The organism is Bacteroides sp. PHL 2737 (genome assembly GCF_004115325.2).
Lineage (GTDB): Bacteria > Bacteroidota > Bacteroidia > Bacteroidales > Bacteroidaceae > Bacteroides > Bacteroides hominis.
In genome coordinates this window covers 2,214,331-2,229,650 of the sequence record NZ_CP040630.1, presented here as the reverse complement: position 1 = coordinate 2,229,650, position 15,320 = coordinate 2,214,331, and the positions used below count along the sequence as shown (strand labels likewise).

Here is a 15,320-nt window from a genome sequence, read left to right as displayed (position 1 = left end):
AGATAATGAACAAAATCATTAGCAAAGAACATTTCTCGGAGAAAGTATTCAAACTTGTAATTGAAGCTCCGTTGATAGCAAAATCACGCAAGGCTGGTCATTTCGTGATTGTGCGTGTCGGTGAAAAGGGAGAACGTATGCCACTGACCATTGCAGCCGCCGACCCGAAGGCAGGAACCATCACACTGGTTGTTCAGGAGGTAGGACTCTCTTCTACCCGCCTTTGCGAACTAAACGAAGGAGACTATATCACTGACGTAGTGGGCCCGCTGGGACAGGCTACACACATTGAAAACTTCGGAACCGTTGTATGTGCCGGAGGAGGTGTGGGAGTTGCTCCGATGCTACCGATCGTACAAGCGCTTAAAGCAGCCGGCAACCGTGTGATCACTGTATTGGCCGGACGCAGCAAAGAACTGATTATTCTTGAAAAAGAAATGCGCGAAAGTTCGGATGAAGTGATCATAATGACCGATGACGGATCATATGGCCGCAAAGGTCTGGTTACAGAAGGAGTAGAGGAAGTGATCAAGCGGGAGAAAGTGGACAAATGTTTTGCTATCGGCCCGGCTATCATGATGAAATTTGTTTGTTTGCTGACGAAAAAATACGAAATTCCGACCGAAGTATCGTTGAACACAATTATGGTGGACGGTACCGGAATGTGTGGTGCTTGCCGAATCACCATCGGAGGAAAAACCAAATTCGTATGTGTAGACGGTCCGGAGTTTGACGGTCATCAGGTGGATTTCGACGAAATGTTGAAACGCATGGGCGCTTTTAAAGCCATTGAACGCGAAGAACTGCACAAACTCGACGAATGTGAAGCAACTAAAACCATAGACGAAAACGGACGTACCGCTCCTTGGCGCGAAGAACTCCGTAAAGCAATAAAAGCAAAAGACCGTGCAAACATCGAACGCTGCAAAATGAATGAACTCGATCCGGAGTATCGTTCACACAGCCGCAAAGAGGAAGTTAACCAGGGATTAACTAAAGAACAGGCAGTCACAGAAGCACAACGTTGTCTGGATTGTGCCAATCCAGGTTGTATGACCGGTTGTCCGGTAGGTATCGATATTCCCCGTTTCATCAAGAACATCGAACGTGGAGAAATTCTTGAAGCGGCTAAGACACTGAAAGAAACCAGTGCCCTGCCTGCCGTATGTGGCCGTGTATGTCCACAAGAAAAACAATGTGAGTCAAAGTGCATCCATTTGAAAATGGGTAAAGAAGCTGTAGCCATCGGTCATCTCGAACGGTTTGCCGCCGACTACGAACGCGAAAGCGGACAAATCTCTGTTCCGGAAATTGGTGAGAAGAACGGTATCAAAGTAGCTGTCATCGGCTCAGGTCCTGCCGGACTGTCATTTGCCGGGGATATGGCCAAATACGGATATGATGTAACTGTATTCGAAGCGCTGCACGAAATCGGCGGTGTACTTAAATACGGTATTCCTGAATTCCGTCTGCCCAACAAGATTGTAGACGTTGAAATAGAGAATCTTGCCAAAATGGGGGTTACTTTCATCAAGGATTGCATCGTAGGAAAAACAATCGGCGTGGAACAATTGGAGGAAGAAGGCTTCAAAGGCATTTTTGTGGCTTCCGGTGCCGGACTCCCTAACTTCATGAATATACCGGGAGAAAATTCTATCAATATTATGTCTTCCAACGAATATCTGACTCGCGTAAACCTGATGGATGCGGCCAGTCCCGATTCCGATACTCCGGTAGCTTTCGGTAAAAACGTTGCTGTAATTGGAGGTGGCAACACCGCTATGGACTCTGTCCGTACAGCCAAACGCCTGGGAGCAGAACGTGCCATGATTATCTACCGTCGTTCGGAAGAAGAAATGCCGGCACGTCTGGAAGAGGTGAAGCATGCTAAAGAAGAAGGGATAGAATTCCTGACCCTGCACAACCCGATCGAATATCTGGCTGATGAGCAAGGACGTGTGAAACAAGTGGTTTTACAGAAAATGGAACTGGGTGAACCGGATGCTTCAGGGCGACGCAGTCCGGTGCCCATTCAAGGAGCGACAGAAACCATCGACATCGATCTTGCCATTGTCAGCGTAGGCGTGTCACCCAATCCCATTGTTCCCAGCTCTATCAAAGGTCTGGAATTGGGACGTAAAGGTACGATTACCGTTAATGACCAGATGCAATCGTCTATCCCTACCATTTATGCAGGAGGAGACATTGTACGCGGAGGGGCTACCGTAATCCTTGCCATGGGAGACGGACGCCGTGCTGCAGCAGCGATGAACGAACAGTTAAGCTCTAAATAAAGAATCGGAAATCTGCGTTGGTAAGTAATCTACGGTTCGTGATCTCACAACCAATTGCTTACCGACCGCAAATAGACTCTTTGGGCAGAAAGTAACATCAACACGGATCTACCCAATAAAACAATCCCTGCTAATATTCTGATATTAGCAGGGATTGTTTATATTCTTCGGTTGAACGGTTTCTTACTTCACCACACTGTTTGTAATTGGATCCGGAAAAATCACCGTTGGTTTAAATGTCTTTGCTTCCTCAAAATCCATCAACGCATACGACATAATAATCACAATGTCGTCCGGTTGTACTTTTCGGGCAGCAGCACCATTCAAGCAGATTTTACCTGATCCGCGTTCACCTTTGATAATGTAGGTCTCAAAACGCTCACCGTTATTATTATCAGCGATGTATACTTTCTCACCGGCAATCATATTGGCTGCATCCAGCAAATCCTCATCAATCGTGATACTACCCATATAATTCAGATTGGCTTCCGTAACACGGGCACAATGAATTTTCGACTTCAACATTTCAATCATCATAAGGACTTCGTCTTTTTTAGTTTAAGATTCTTTGTATTTAATATTATCAATCAGTCTGACATCTCCACAGAATACTGTAATACAGCCTACTGCATAGGATGTTTGGTCCCAATTCCCAACCTTCTGCAAAGTGTTTCCATCTACTATCTCAAAATATTCCAGGCGTAATCCCGGTGCAGCAGCAATAGCATCTTCCACAAACTTTTGCGTTTCGCTCACTGTGTGAGTAGCTGCAAAGGTACGACTTTTAAATAAGGTCTGAGATATTTTTAATGCATTTTCACGTTCTTCTGCCGACAGTCGCGCATTCCGGCTGCTCAAAGCCAGCCCGTCCTCTTCACGGACAATGGGACAGCCTATAATTTCAAGATCGAACTGCATCTGGCGAACCATCTCATGGATGATGGCCAACTGCTGAAAATCTTTTTCACCAAAATATGCGCGATGTGGTTTTACTGCTTCAAACAGTTTACTTACGATCTGGCATACCCCATTAAAGTGGCCTGGACGGAAAGCCCCCTCCATCACAGTATCCAGAGGAGCATAACTGAATTGGCGAGTATCCGGTTCCGGATACATTTCTTCCACCGAAGGAGCAAAAGTATAAGTCGCTCCGCAAGCCTCGAGTAATTTGCAATCGGCATCCAACGTACGGGGATACTTTACAAGGTCATTTTTATCATTAAACTGGGTAGGGTTCACAAAAACACTCACCACCGTTACTTCATTCTCGTTTACACTACGTTTTACAAGAGATGCGTGCCCTGCATGCAAAGCACCCATAGTAGGTACCAAACCTACCTTTTTACCCTGGGCTTTCAAAACCGACAGTTCAGCCTGCAAGTCCTTGATCGTATGTATTACTTTCATTTTAATTGGTTTATGATTCTTAGTCGTTTGAAAAACGGTGCAAAATAAACCATAATTTACCATATAAAGAAGAAATATCGTAAATTAATGCAAAAGATACCGAAGTAGGAACCTTAACAACCAGACGGTTTACAACTGAAAGACAAGCACTTAACAATTCATAAGGAATTATACCGCCCGAGAACTTGCTTTAATGCCCGTTTTTTTTTATATCTTTGCAGAATATTTACGAGAACGATTGTTATTATGACAAAGGCTAACAAGGTTTTATTTATTACACAAGAGATTACTCCTTACGTTTCAGAATCCGAGATGGCCAATATAGGCAGACATCTACCACAAGCTATCCAGGAAAAAGGCAGAGAAATCAGAACATTCATGCCCAAATGGGGAAATATCAACGAACGCAGAAATCAATTGCACGAAGTGATACGACTCTCCGGTATGAACCTGATTATCGATGACACCGACCATCCTCTTATCATCAAAGTAGCTTCCATCCAGTCAGCACGTATGCAGGTTTATTTTATCGACAACGATGATTACTTCCAGAACCGGCTACAAACAGCAGACGAAAACGGAGTAGAATACGATGATAACGACAGCCGGGCTATTTTTTATGCAAGAGGAGTGTTGGAAACGGTAAAGAAACTGCGTTGGTGTCCGGATGTGATTCACTGTCACGGCTGGATGACTGCTCTGGCTCCTTTATATATCAAAAAAGCGTATAAAGACGAACCTTCGTTCCGTGATGCGAAAGTGGTATTCTCCGTATACGAGGATGATTTCAAAGGTACGTTCAACCCTGATTTCGCAACTAAACTGATGCTGAAAGGCATTAATAAAAAGGATGTGGCTACTTTGAAAGATCCGGTAGATTACGCTACACTTTGCAAATTGGCTGTTGATTACTCAGACGGAGTAGTACAGAATAGCGAACATGTAAATGAAGAAGTCATGAACTATGCCCGTCAATCGGGTAAATTGGTTCTTGACTATCAGGCTCCCGACGCTCTTGCAGACGCTTGCAACAGCTTCTACGATCAGGTGTGGGAAACTGAACAAAAATAATAAGAACCAAGATACGACGATCATGAAAGCAAAATATGTATGGGTGGCACTGCTTGCCTTGACTTTCTTCGGGTGTGATGATAATACAGGTACTCTCGGACTGGGAATGCTTCCGGAAAGCGACCAAAATATCAACGGAAGATACACCACTTACGAGTTGACTACAAATTCCGATTTATCAGGTCCTGTTTTTGCCAAAACCAGCGTAGGTTATGTCGGTAAATTCACCGATAAGGAGTTCGGAGATTACGAAGCCAGTTTCCTCGCACAATTGAATAGTCCGGATGGAATTTCCTTTCCCTCGGTTTACGATCCGGAAACCAATCCCAAAGGTGTTATGGCAGGAGACTCTATCCACACTGCTGAATTGATATTGTACTATCAAAGCTATTTTGGCGATTCTATAAGCCCGTGCCGTATGACTGTGTACGAACTGGACAAAAACCTAACCCAGAATTATTATACAGACATAAACCCATTGGAATATTATAATCCGAACAACTTACTTGCACGGAAAGCCTACACTGCGGTCGATCAATCACTCAGTGATTCCATCAGAAAAACTGAGAATTTTTATCCCAATGTCCGTCTGACTTCTGAGGAGATTACTAATTTAGGTAAAAAGATTTATCGATTAAACAGAGATCATCCTGAATATTTCAAAAGTTCGGAAGCTTTTATCAACAATGTGTTCAAAGGTATTTATGCCAAAAATGATTATGGTAATGGAACAGTTCTTTATGTTGATCAAATCAACCTGAACGTTGTAATCAGATGCCATGAAAAAGACAGTTTAGGAAATAACCTGAAGAAAAAAGACGGTACTGATTCTCTGTACTACACAACCCGTACTTTCGCTACAACAAAAGAGGTTATTCAAGCCAACAAGTTTACGAACTCCGCTAAGTTAGAGGAAATAGCCAAAAAGACCGATTGTACTTATCTGAAATCTCCGGCGGGTATCTTCACTCAAGCTACATTGCCCATCAACAAGATTTATGAGGAATTAAGCAACGACACCATTAATGCAGTGAAGTTGACTTTCAACAACTATAACCAAGTAGATAATGGGCAATTCAGCATGCAAGCACCTACATATGTGCTGTTATTGCGTGAAAAAGAACGGCAAAGTTTCTTTGAGGAGAATAAACTTACAGATAATATCACTTCTTATCTGGCGGTACACAATGCAACAATTAACAGTAAACCTACAACCAATCAGTATGTGTTTACCAATTTGACTCGTCTGATCAACACTTGTGTCAACGAAAAACTGGAAGCCAAGAAAAAAGCTGGGGCCAGTTGGAATGAAGCTGCTTGGGAAGCTGAAAACCCGGATTGGAACAAAGTAGTACTCATTCCGGTACTTGTACAGTATGACAGTTCTTCCAACAAGAACATGATCAGTATTCAGCACGATTTACAACCGGGATATGTAAAACTGGAAGGTGGCCAGAATGGTCCAAAACTGAAGTTAGAAGTGACATACACCAACTTCAACGGTAAATAATAACAAGAGATTTTCATTATATAATCAGGGCGGTGTGAATAGTTTCCCTTTACACCGCCCTGATTGTTTTCTATACGCCCCCTTCCTTTTCATTAATTCTGAGATGAGACAAAAATCTAATCATCAAATGCCCCTTCTATACTAAAAGAGGGTGGAGAATGTAAATCCTCCGCCCTCTCTATTTGAAAAGCTTTCGCTAAAGCAAACTTGCACTATATTCAGTCTTCTTTCTTTGCAGCTGTCTTCTTTGTTGCAGGTTTCTTTGCTGCTGCCTTTTTAGGAGCAGTAGCTTTGGGTTCCGCTTTTGCTTTGGTAGCTTTTGCTGCCTTTGCTTCCAGTTTATCAACCTCCTTATGCAACTCGGCAATTTCTTCTCCCTGATTCTTGATCGTTGTCAACAATGAATTCAACTCTTCATTGTCAATATCTTCAGGATAGAGAGAATTTACACGCTTAATGAAATCACCCAAAATATTCATATAGTTGGTAAACGCATCATAAGGAGAATCATAAATACCACGATTCAACCCTACACCGGTATTCTTGGTAGTCATAAAGCGGAAGTTATTGCTGGCCTGCAGATAATCCCAATCTTGCTTGATACGGCGATCATCACAGAGATGTACACGCTCGGCCACACTATATAACTTATTGAAAGCTTCACGCTGCAGGACATTACCCAACCAGCTGCTGGTATCTCTTTCTTCATCCACCCATGACATCGGATATGGTACGTCCAATTGAGAAACTGATTTCAATTTTGAAACAATCTCCGATGGGGTAGAGAAAGTAATTCCTTTTTCTTTTGCACAATACGGAAGAGCTTTCAGGAATTCCAAGATATTGGATGATAACGGCTGAGCCAGCCCCAGTGCCTTCAGTTCCATAAAGATATTGATAACTTGTTCTTCTTGCGGCAAAGCATCGATCCAACCAATATATTTATCAGCGAATAACGGATACTCGCTCCAATCGGAATTAGAGAAGCGTAGGCTGATATCATCGGACAACTTAAAATCTCTCAACAGCAGTTTCAGGCTGGGAGCCTGATTGCAATGGTATACATAATGCGGGCTCTTCCAACCCAATATGTGTTTAGCGCCTTCAGTCAGCATACCTTTGAAACCCATGCTTGCTACCGTAGCTCCTATTTCATCCGAATAGATCAGACTGGAATTGCGGAACACTTTCGGTGCTTTACCAAACATCTGTTTCATCTTGTCGCTCTGACGCATCACTTCTTCACGGAAACAGTCTTCATTGGCCAATGATGATAACCCATGGGAATATGGCTCGGCCAAAAATTCGCAGCAGCCTGTATCGTTTAATACATGTAACAAGTCAATTACAGCAGGTGCATGAATTTCGAGTTGTTCCAATGCTACTCCCGAAATAGAAAGAGCTACTTTAAAGCCCCCCCCGGAATTCTTCACCATTTCAATCAATGCATTGAGAGCCGGAATATAAGAACGTTCGGCAACCTCATTTATACCTGTCTCATTGGCATAATCATCATAATAGTAATGATCGGCACCAATGTCGAAGAAGCGGTAACGTTTCAGATGAATAATTTGATGTATCTCAAAATAAAGACAGATTGTTCTCATATCTATATTGTTTTATTGTTTTCCATAATTTTTTATAACCTCGTCGTAGATGCCGCGAACTTTGTAGCCTACATTCTCCCACTTAATTTCATCCACCTCTTTCTTACCTTCATCACGGAGATACTCGTACATAGCCGGATAGGTACAGATAGAATAGATAGCATCCGCCATAGCATGTATGTCCCAGTAATCGGTCTTAATACACTTTTCCAGAATCTCGGCACAACCGGATTGTTTGGAAATGATGCTTGGCACACTACACTGCATGGCCTCTAACGGAGAGATACCAAAAGGTTCGGATACCGAAGGCATAATGTATACATCACTGGCTTTTAGTACCTCGTATACTTGTTTTCCTTTCATAAATCCCGGGAAGTGGAAACGGTCCGCAATCCCCCTTTCAGCAGCCAGACGAATCATCTGATCCATCATATCACCGCTACCGGCCATCACAAAACGTACATTCCGCGTACGCTTCAACACCATTGCAGCTGCCTCCACAAAATATTCCGGTCCTTTCTGCATCGTGATACGTCCCAGAAAAGTGACAACCTTTTCTTTCGGATTCTTATTGGGTACAATATCCTGTATCTCTTGTGATAAAGGAGAGACTGCATTGTGCACTGTCGACACTTTCTTCGGGTCTTGGAAATATTTATGAATCACTGTCTGACGAGTCAGTTCACTCACACACATGATGTGATCGGCGTGATCCATACCATTTTTTTCGATGGCATATACAGTTGGATTCACATTGCCACGACTACGGTCGAAATCGGTAGCATGTACATGAATCACCAATGGTTTACCCGATACCTGTTTTGCATGTATTCCTGCCGGATAAGTTAACCAGTCATGTGAGTGGATGATTTCAAACTCCTGCTGGCGTGCTATTACTCCTGCCACAATCGAGTAGTTATTGATTTCTTCGTGCAGGTTATCCGGATAACGCCCAGAAAACTCAATACATCCCAGATCGTTTGCATTCAGATAATTGAAATCAGCATAAATATGATCGCGCAGGTCAAAATATAACTGGGGATCCATGTACGAACCGACACGTCCTTTCACATAATCCCAATCTACATTCCTCCACACAATCGGTGTACTATTCATACCGATTATTCTCAGGAAACTTTGGTCTTCATCCCCCCAAGGTTTGGGAATACAGAACGTAATCTCCATATCCTCTTGTTGAGACATCCCTTTCGTCAAACCATAGCTGGCAGTTCCTAAACCTCCTAAGATATGCGGGGGGAACTCCCATCCAAACATTAAAACTTTCATCTTCGTCCCTCCTCCTATAAATTATATTTAGACAACAGCTTCAAGATACGCAAAATCTCTGCCACATTCATTGCAAACGATACCGCTCCTCTACCTTTGAAAGGCGGGTTTCCATCAAACAATTCAGGCAGTGAACCAACGCAATGGCTGGTCATCTCGTCTTCAAAGCCGATTAACTGGCGTTCTACAAACGAGATACCGCTCATCTTATAGATTCGCAAATAAGCCTCCATGTAGAACCCCATCAACCACGGCCAAGCCGTACCTTGATGATAAGCATAGTCTCTCTGGATCTGAGGACCCACATAATTCGGATTATATCCGCCGCTCTTCGGACTCAATGTTCGGAGTCCCTTCGGAGTAAGTAATTCCTTCGTCACAATATCGAGTACCTGTTTTTTCTGTACCCGGTCAAGAGGAGAATAATCGAAGGCAACCGTAAATATCATGTTGGGACGTACGCTCCAGTCCATCATGTTTCCGTCTACATAATCCAACAGATAACCATATTCATTGCGGAATACTTCCACAAACGATTTTCCAGTTACTTCAGCCTGTGCATCCAGCGAGTCGGCCAACAGTCCGTTACCACCCTCGCGAACTAAATCGGCAATAAACCGCAAAGCATTATACCACAAAGCATTTATCTCTACAATATAACCCGTGCGTGGAATAACCGGACGTCCGTTAACCGTGGAGTTCATCCATGTGATCGCCCTATCTGCACCATTGGCATAAAGCAACCCGTTTTCGTGCAGGAACAAATTATCATGTTTACGCTGACGAATAAAATCAATGATTTCTTCTAACAAAGAACCATATTTGACACGACATTGTTCACGACTTGTCTCCTTTGCATATTGCTGCAAGGCCCATACAGCCCACAACAATACATCCGGATCATCCATCTCGTATATCTTACAGTCAATCGGTTCACCTTTAATATAGTTACCAATCGCTTTACGGGCTGTCTCCATCACATCTTCAAATTCATCTGTCTCGTCCACAGCAAGCGTCAATCCCGGCAAAGCCACGAACATATCGCGGGCACGGCATTTAAACCAGGGGTATCCGGCCAGAATATAATGGTCATCTTCCTGCTTATTATGGAATTGATGGGCAGAATTCTTCAAACAGTGATAGAAGCTATCACGCGGCGTGCGGTCGGCCACTTCCGCATCAAAAGTTTGCTTTAGCCGACGTGGAGAAATTTCTGAAATACCGGCAGAGAAAATAATACTCTCTCCTTTCTTTATATCAACTTCGAAATATCCGGGAACATAAAGGTCTTCATTGAAGTCATATCCTCTCTCTTGTTCTTTCGGATATTCAATTCCTCTATACCAATTCGGATCAAAGTGGAATTCATTCTTCTTATTCAATTGCATGAATAGTTCCGGATATCCGGGATACATACAAGTTTTAATGCCGTTCTCTACCAATTGATAGTCACGGCTCGCCTGCGAATTCTCGTGTGTATATTCGCGTACACTGCGGAAAGCGAGGAACGGGCGGAAGCGAAGAGTGGTAGCAGAGTGTGCATCGACCAAGGTGTAACGGATCAGGATCCGATTCTCATGATGTACAAAGATTTTTTCTTTACGAAGTATGACTCCTCCCACACGGTAAGTTGTTGCCGGAATATGTTCGCAGTCAAACTCACGGATATACTTATGTCCATTCGGACTAAAGTGATTTCCTTGATACTTATGCAATCCCAGGTTAAACTCCGCACCGTGTTGAATTACCGTTTCATCCAAAGAAGACAGCAGCACATGATTTTCATCGTCCAGATTGGGTACGGGAATCACCAGCAATCCATGATATTTGCGTGTGTTACAATCTACAATCGTTGTACAATGATAAGCTCCTGATTTATTCGTCCGGAGAATCTCCCTTGGTAAAGATTCCTCAAGATTTATCATCAGAGTCTTGTCAAAATGTAAATAACTCATAGTTGTGCATTATTTAAAGGTTAATTATTTCGGTTATCATAGTATATAATATAAGTATGATGCCCAAAAATACGAATTAAAGGTAAAAAACAAAATAAAAAGGAACTTTATTTTTTATTTTCAAGGCAAATATTCGTAGCATTGTATAAAATTTAAAGAAATATGCCAATATGAAGTCAGATGTTCGACGAATCCTGATAGCGATGGTGCTTCCTATGTTCCTAATTTTTATCCTTTATACAATAAAAGTTTTAGAGGTGGGCATGGATTGGGACTTTACCAGATTAGGAGTATACCCATTGTCAAAAAAAGGGATGTTTGGTATTTTCGCGTACCCTCTTATACACAGTGGCTTCAAACATTTACTGGCCAACACTTTACCTCTATTCTTCCTGTCATGGTGTCTTTTTTACTTTTACAGGAACATTGCACCTCTGATTTTTTTTATCATCTGGATAGGATGCGGAACCATCACGTTCCTTATCGGTAAGCCCGGTTGGCATATCGGGGCCAGCGGCATTATTTACGGTTTGGCTTTTTTTCTTTTCTTCAGCGGACTCTTACGAAAATATGTCCCCCTGATTGCGATCTCTCTTTTAGTAACCTTCCTCTATGGTGGACTGGTGTGGAATATGCTTCCTTATTTCGCACCATCGGGTACTTCGTGGGAGGGACATCTGAGTGGAGCTGTCACCGGTACCATCTGTGCCCTTGCTTTTATGAATCATGGTCCACAAAAGCCTGAACCATTCGCAAATGAAGAGGAAGAGGAGGAGGTTGCCAATGAAGCAAATGAAACCGATAACGACGAAATCAATAGCGACGAAACGGACCAAAAAGACACAGAGTGTGAAAAAGAATAGTTTTTCACCCCGGTTTCTACAACAGATTAATGGGGATACCTATTACTTCTGTAATGCAGCAATCAATAATGTGATATTGGCGGTAAACAATCTGACAGAGATAGCTAACAGAATGATACCAAAGAATTTACGAATAATATAGATGCCTCCCTTGCCCAAAAAGCGTTCCACACGTCCTGTCATACTGACAACGAAATACACCCACAACATATTCAGGATCAAAGCGATCACAATATTGATACTGGCATATTCGGCCCGCAAAGAAAGCAATGTAGTAAATGCACCGGCACCTGCCAGCAGAGGGAATACCAAAGGTACAAGCGTAGCCTCTTTTATCGGTCCCTGGTTCTTAAAGATTTCCACATCCAGAATCATCTCCAAAGACATCAGGAAGATAACAAATGCTCCCGCCACGGCAAAGGACTCAATATCAACATGGAACAGTTTCAGCATAAAGTCACCGGCATAAAAAAAGCCAATCATTAATGCAAACGAAATAACGGTCGCTTTCGTAGCATTCACATCTTTTCCCTTCTCCTTCAGATTGATGATAATAGGAATAGAACCAATAATATCAATCACAGCAAAAAGCACGATAAACGCACTGACCATCTGTTGAAAATTAAAGTTTGCAAACATGACTTCCTCCTTTTTCCCGCAAATATACTTCATTTTTATGCATCTCGCAAGAGATTGTTTTAGGTAATCACTACCATCTTTAAGAAATAATAAAAAAAACAAAAAGAAGGGGAAGATGGTTTCAGTCAACCCCTATTATCGTTACATTTGCCTTCAAATTAGAAGATTACGATATATGGAAACCATGTTCGACACCTTGTTACAACTCCCCCTGTTTCAGGGACTTTGTCATGAGGATTTCACAAATATATTAGAAAAAGTAAAACTTCATTTCACCCGTCATAAAGCAGGAGAACCGTTGATAAAAAGTGGTGAAGTATGTGACCAGTTACTTTTTTTGCTAAAAGGTAAGCTCTCTTCCGTCACCGTATCGGAAGACGAGACACTGACTGTCATAGAGTATTTCGAAGCTCCTGCCGTATTGGAACCTTACTCCATGTTTGGAATGAACACCCGGTATATATCTACCTACATTCCTCATAATGAAGAAGCACAAATGGTAAGCATCAGCAAATCATTCGTTATGGGTGAATTGTTCAAATACGATATTTTCCGCCTCAACTATATGAATATCGTCAGCAATCGTGCACAGAACCTTTACACTCGTTTGTGGGATAGAGCTCCCAAGGACATTGAAGATAAAATAATACGTTTCATATTGGCCCATATCGAAAGAATGACAGGTGAAAAACTGTTTAAAGTGAAAATGGATGATCTGGCACGCATACTGGATGATACTCGCCTGAACGTATCAAAAGCCCTCAACGGATTGCAGGAATTAAATCTGCTGGAACTCCACCGGAAAGAAATCCGCATACCCGATTTAGCACTCCTGACAGAGTGGAACGAAAAACGATAAAGAGCCGGTGCCAATCCCTCTATCAGTCGTTTGGTCCCACCTTTGTCATTATCCTCACACTATCCTTGCGAACAGTTGCTCTACAGGCATTGTGCTCCGACAAACGATAAACCACGATTTGCCTGTCGAGTCTCTGAAAAACGAGTCCCGATCCTTCTAAAACCTTCTCCATCACTCTTTGGATAGGTTCTTCCGAAACACAAATACTTATTTCCTTATGAATCTCGGTGTCTATATCGCAAGCCCACGCAAAGACAAAATCACTCTTTTGCTCGATTTCATCAAAAACCCGGATGATCGGCACACGTTTCAGATTAAAAGAAAATTTCCAGTCCGGCATCTTAACATCCTCTGACGATAAAGCTGCCCCATTACAGCACATAATGAAAATAAAGCCAAACAATACTCTATATTTTATTCTCTGTTTATCAATGTTTTCAGTTCTTACTATACGTTCTCTTTTCATGCTTTGTTCCAGTTGTTATAATACTAATTTCAGGCCATTGCATCCCTTCCCGGAGGGCATAACCATGCTTCCCGGCTCTGATATGTAGTCGTGTGTGTAAGTTAGAGGAAGGATATCACTCTATCCTTTTCGTGGGGGTTGTGTGTGCGTGTGTCATAGTGTTCAGTGTCATTCCATAGGCTCTACCATTTTATGGGTTCTCAGATATAAAAATAGTCCGCTCTTCTTTCCTGTAATCAGTAGAATACAGCAATGATATAGTCGTCAATACATTATCAATATTATCGGATAAATAGATCTTTCCCGAACATCTCTTACCGGTCAGTTGCTTCTTGTCACCGAAGTTAAACGACAGATTATAATATCGTCCTATCCGATTCAGTACATCCACCATATTGGCATCATCCAATTCCAAATAACCTTCCTTCCAACAGGTATATCTGGAGGCACTAACTTTTCTTTTTTCACATTGCTTCCCATCGTAGAGCACTTTTTCATTTGCTTTCATGCGTATCTCAGGACCGGACTCCGGCCGAAATCCGACTATGCCGTCCACAAGTACACACGAAGGAACCGCCTCGTCTTCATAAGCCGATACATTAAATCGGGTGCCATATACCTGCACATCGAAATGTGCCGTATGCACTATGAAAGGCTTCTTGCTATCTGCGGCTACTTCGGCATACATTTCGCCTTTCAGGCTCACTTCCCTCTTCTCCCCCGAGAAATGGGTAGGAAACTTAAGAACAGAACCGGAATTCAACCAGATTTCTGTTCCGTCCTCCAGCTTCACCTTCGACCGTTTACCGTAAGGAACCACCAACTCATTGACCTCATTCTGTTCCATCCTGATCTTTTCTTGCCCGCTGTTGGGGTGGTAGACCATGGCTGATCCATCTTTACTTAAGAGCAGGTGTACATTTTGCCGGAACGAAGTTATACTGTCGCCACTTACCAGACGTATATCTTCTGATTTCAAAGGTTGCCAGACAATCTCCGCTTTTTGTTCAGTAACAGGCGTTACCGGTTCCACCCTCTCATAACGATTCAAATAAGAAATGATTCCTAATGCAATAACGATGCACACGGATATACCATAATAAGCGCCTCTCCTGATGGTTCGTTTCCGTCGCAACATGCGCAGAGAAGCATGGATCCGCTGACGAAGACGCTCATGATCATCTTTCGAGAGGCGCTCCCTGTTCATCCGAACGCTCTTGAATTTTAACCACTGGAAGAATTTCTCTTCATCTTTCAAAGGATCAATATGTCTGCTATCCCGCTTCGTTTTTTCCATTCAGAATAGGTGCTTAAAGAGTTTAATAACACTATTGTCTGCATAGAACACGAACGGGCACAGGT

The 15,320-nt window shown here is 42.6% G+C and carries 13 protein-coding genes; 5 read left to right on the top strand and 8 right to left on the bottom strand.

Annotated features, from left to right (window positions below; all coding sequences use genetic code 11):
* Window positions 1-5 precede the first annotated feature (5 nt).
* A complete protein-coding gene (locus DBK98_RS09035; protein WP_022012386.1) occupies window positions 6-2,294 on the top strand; it encodes a bifunctional dihydroorotate dehydrogenase B NAD binding subunit/NADPH-dependent glutamate synthase in 2,289 nt (762 codons plus the stop codon).
* A gap of 183 nt (window positions 2,295-2,477) precedes the next feature.
* On the opposite strand, the gene panD is transcribed toward DBK98_RS09035, so the two are convergent.
* Both panD and panC read right to left on the bottom strand, forming a co-directional pair.
* A complete protein-coding gene (gene panD / locus DBK98_RS09030; RefSeq protein WP_005810055.1) occupies window positions 2,478-2,831 on the bottom strand; it encodes an aspartate 1-decarboxylase in 354 nt (117 codons plus the stop codon).
* A 21-nt stretch (window positions 2,832-2,852) separates the two neighbouring features.
* Window positions 2,853-3,701 carry a pantoate--beta-alanine ligase gene (gene panC, locus DBK98_RS09025; protein WP_005810057.1) on the bottom strand — a complete coding sequence of 283 codons (849 nt, stop codon included), beginning with the start codon at window positions 3,699-3,701 and terminating at the stop codon, window positions 2,853-2,855.
* 246 nt (window positions 3,702-3,947) lie between these two features.
* Here panC and DBK98_RS09020 point away from each other — a divergent pair, with 246 nt between their 5' ends.
* Together DBK98_RS09020 and DBK98_RS09015 are read left to right on the top strand one after the other, a co-directional pair.
* Entirely contained in the window at window positions 3,948-4,772 is an 825-nt protein-coding gene (locus DBK98_RS09020) for a glycogen/starch synthase (RefSeq protein WP_005810059.1), read from the top strand.
* Between the two features lie 22 nt (window positions 4,773-4,794).
* Window positions 4,795-6,282, top strand: coding sequence for a DUF4270 domain-containing protein (locus tag DBK98_RS09015; protein WP_005810061.1), 1,488 nt, complete (start codon window positions 4,795-4,797; stop codon window positions 6,280-6,282).
* 218 nt (window positions 6,283-6,500) lie between these two features.
* Here DBK98_RS09015 and DBK98_RS09010 read toward each other — a convergent pair whose 3' ends face one another.
* The 3 genes from DBK98_RS09010 to DBK98_RS09000 are packed head-to-tail and all read right to left on the bottom strand — an operon-like array spanning window position 6,501 to window position 11,131.
* The gene (locus DBK98_RS09010; protein ID WP_005810063.1) at window positions 6,501-7,889 is read right to left on the bottom strand and encodes a glycoside hydrolase family 57 protein; all 1,389 of its coding nucleotides are present in this window, start codon (window positions 7,887-7,889) and stop codon (window positions 6,501-6,503) included.
* A gap of 12 nt (window positions 7,890-7,901) precedes the next feature.
* Window positions 7,902-9,176 carry a glycosyltransferase family 4 protein gene (locus tag DBK98_RS09005; RefSeq protein WP_005775735.1) on the bottom strand — a complete coding sequence of 425 codons (1,275 nt, stop codon included), beginning with the start codon at window positions 9,174-9,176 and terminating at the stop codon, window positions 7,902-7,904.
* A 14-nt stretch (window positions 9,177-9,190) separates the two neighbouring features.
* Window positions 9,191-11,131, bottom strand: a complete 1,941-nt coding sequence (locus DBK98_RS09000; protein WP_005810067.1) for a glycogen debranching enzyme N-terminal domain-containing protein — start codon at window positions 11,129-11,131, stop codon at window positions 9,191-9,193.
* Between the two features lie 170 nt (window positions 11,132-11,301).
* Between DBK98_RS09000 and DBK98_RS08995 the strand changes: the two genes are divergently transcribed.
* Window positions 11,302-11,994 (top strand): rhomboid family intramembrane serine protease, encoded by a 693-nt coding sequence (locus DBK98_RS08995; RefSeq protein ID WP_005810069.1) that lies wholly within the window; start codon window positions 11,302-11,304, stop codon window positions 11,992-11,994.
* 42 nt (window positions 11,995-12,036) lie between these two features.
* On the opposite strand, the gene DBK98_RS08990 is transcribed toward DBK98_RS08995, so the two are convergent.
* Window positions 12,037-12,633 carry a MarC family protein gene (locus tag DBK98_RS08990; protein ID WP_005775732.1) on the bottom strand — a complete coding sequence of 199 codons (597 nt, stop codon included), beginning with the start codon at window positions 12,631-12,633 and terminating at the stop codon, window positions 12,037-12,039.
* A gap of 115 nt (window positions 12,634-12,748) precedes the next feature.
* Here DBK98_RS08990 and DBK98_RS08985 point away from each other — a divergent pair, with 115 nt between their 5' ends.
* The gene (locus tag DBK98_RS08985) at window positions 12,749-13,492 is read left to right on the top strand and encodes a Crp/Fnr family transcriptional regulator (protein WP_005810071.1); all 744 of its coding nucleotides are present in this window, start codon (window positions 12,749-12,751) and stop codon (window positions 13,490-13,492) included.
* Window positions 13,493-13,514: 22 nt separating this feature from the next.
* Here the strand turns inward: DBK98_RS08985 and DBK98_RS08980 are convergent, their stop codons facing one another.
* Both DBK98_RS08980 and DBK98_RS08975 read right to left on the bottom strand, forming a co-directional pair.
* Complete coding sequence (locus DBK98_RS08980) at window positions 13,515-13,958, bottom strand: STN domain-containing protein (protein WP_005810074.1); 444 nt, start codon at window positions 13,956-13,958, stop codon at window positions 13,515-13,517.
* A gap of 190 nt (window positions 13,959-14,148) precedes the next feature.
* Window positions 14,149-15,255 (bottom strand): FecR family protein, encoded by a 1,107-nt coding sequence (locus tag DBK98_RS08975; protein ID WP_005810076.1) that lies wholly within the window; start codon window positions 15,253-15,255, stop codon window positions 14,149-14,151.
* Window positions 15,256-15,320: the final 65 nt, after the last annotated feature.

Excerpts from the sequence above, each read along its gene's own strand:
- DBK98_RS09035 (WP_022012386.1), top strand. The coding sequence starts at position 6 with ATGAACAAAATCATTAGCAAAGAACATTTCTCGGAGAAAGTATTCAAA.
- panD (WP_005810055.1), bottom strand. The coding sequence starts at position 2,831 with ATGATGATTGAAATGTTGAAGTCGAAAATTCATTGTGCCCGTGTTACG.
- panC (WP_005810057.1), bottom strand. The coding sequence starts at position 3,701 with ATGAAAGTAATACATACGATCAAGGACTTGCAGGCTGAACTGTCGGTT.
- DBK98_RS09020 (WP_005810059.1), top strand. The coding sequence starts at position 3,948 with ATGACAAAGGCTAACAAGGTTTTATTTATTACACAAGAGATTACTCCT.
- DBK98_RS09015 (WP_005810061.1), top strand. The coding sequence starts at position 4,795 with ATGAAAGCAAAATATGTATGGGTGGCACTGCTTGCCTTGACTTTCTTC.
- DBK98_RS09010 (WP_005810063.1), bottom strand. The coding sequence starts at position 7,889 with ATGAGAACAATCTGTCTTTATTTTGAGATACATCAAATTATTCATCTG.
- DBK98_RS09005 (WP_005775735.1), bottom strand. The coding sequence starts at position 9,176 with ATGAAAGTTTTAATGTTTGGATGGGAGTTCCCCCCGCATATCTTAGGA.
- DBK98_RS09000 (WP_005810067.1), bottom strand. The coding sequence starts at position 11,131 with ATGAGTTATTTACATTTTGACAAGACTCTGATGATAAATCTTGAGGAA.
- DBK98_RS08995 (WP_005810069.1), top strand. The coding sequence starts at position 11,302 with ATGAAGTCAGATGTTCGACGAATCCTGATAGCGATGGTGCTTCCTATG.
- DBK98_RS08990 (WP_005775732.1), bottom strand. The coding sequence starts at position 12,633 with ATGTTTGCAAACTTTAATTTTCAACAGATGGTCAGTGCGTTTATCGTG.
- DBK98_RS08985 (WP_005810071.1), top strand. The coding sequence starts at position 12,749 with ATGGTTTCAGTCAACCCCTATTATCGTTACATTTGCCTTCAAATTAGA.
- DBK98_RS08980 (WP_005810074.1), bottom strand. The coding sequence starts at position 13,958 with ATGAAAAGAGAACGTATAGTAAGAACTGAAAACATTGATAAACAGAGA.
- DBK98_RS08975 (WP_005810076.1), bottom strand. The coding sequence starts at position 15,255 with ATGGAAAAAACGAAGCGGGATAGCAGACATATTGATCCTTTGAAAGAT.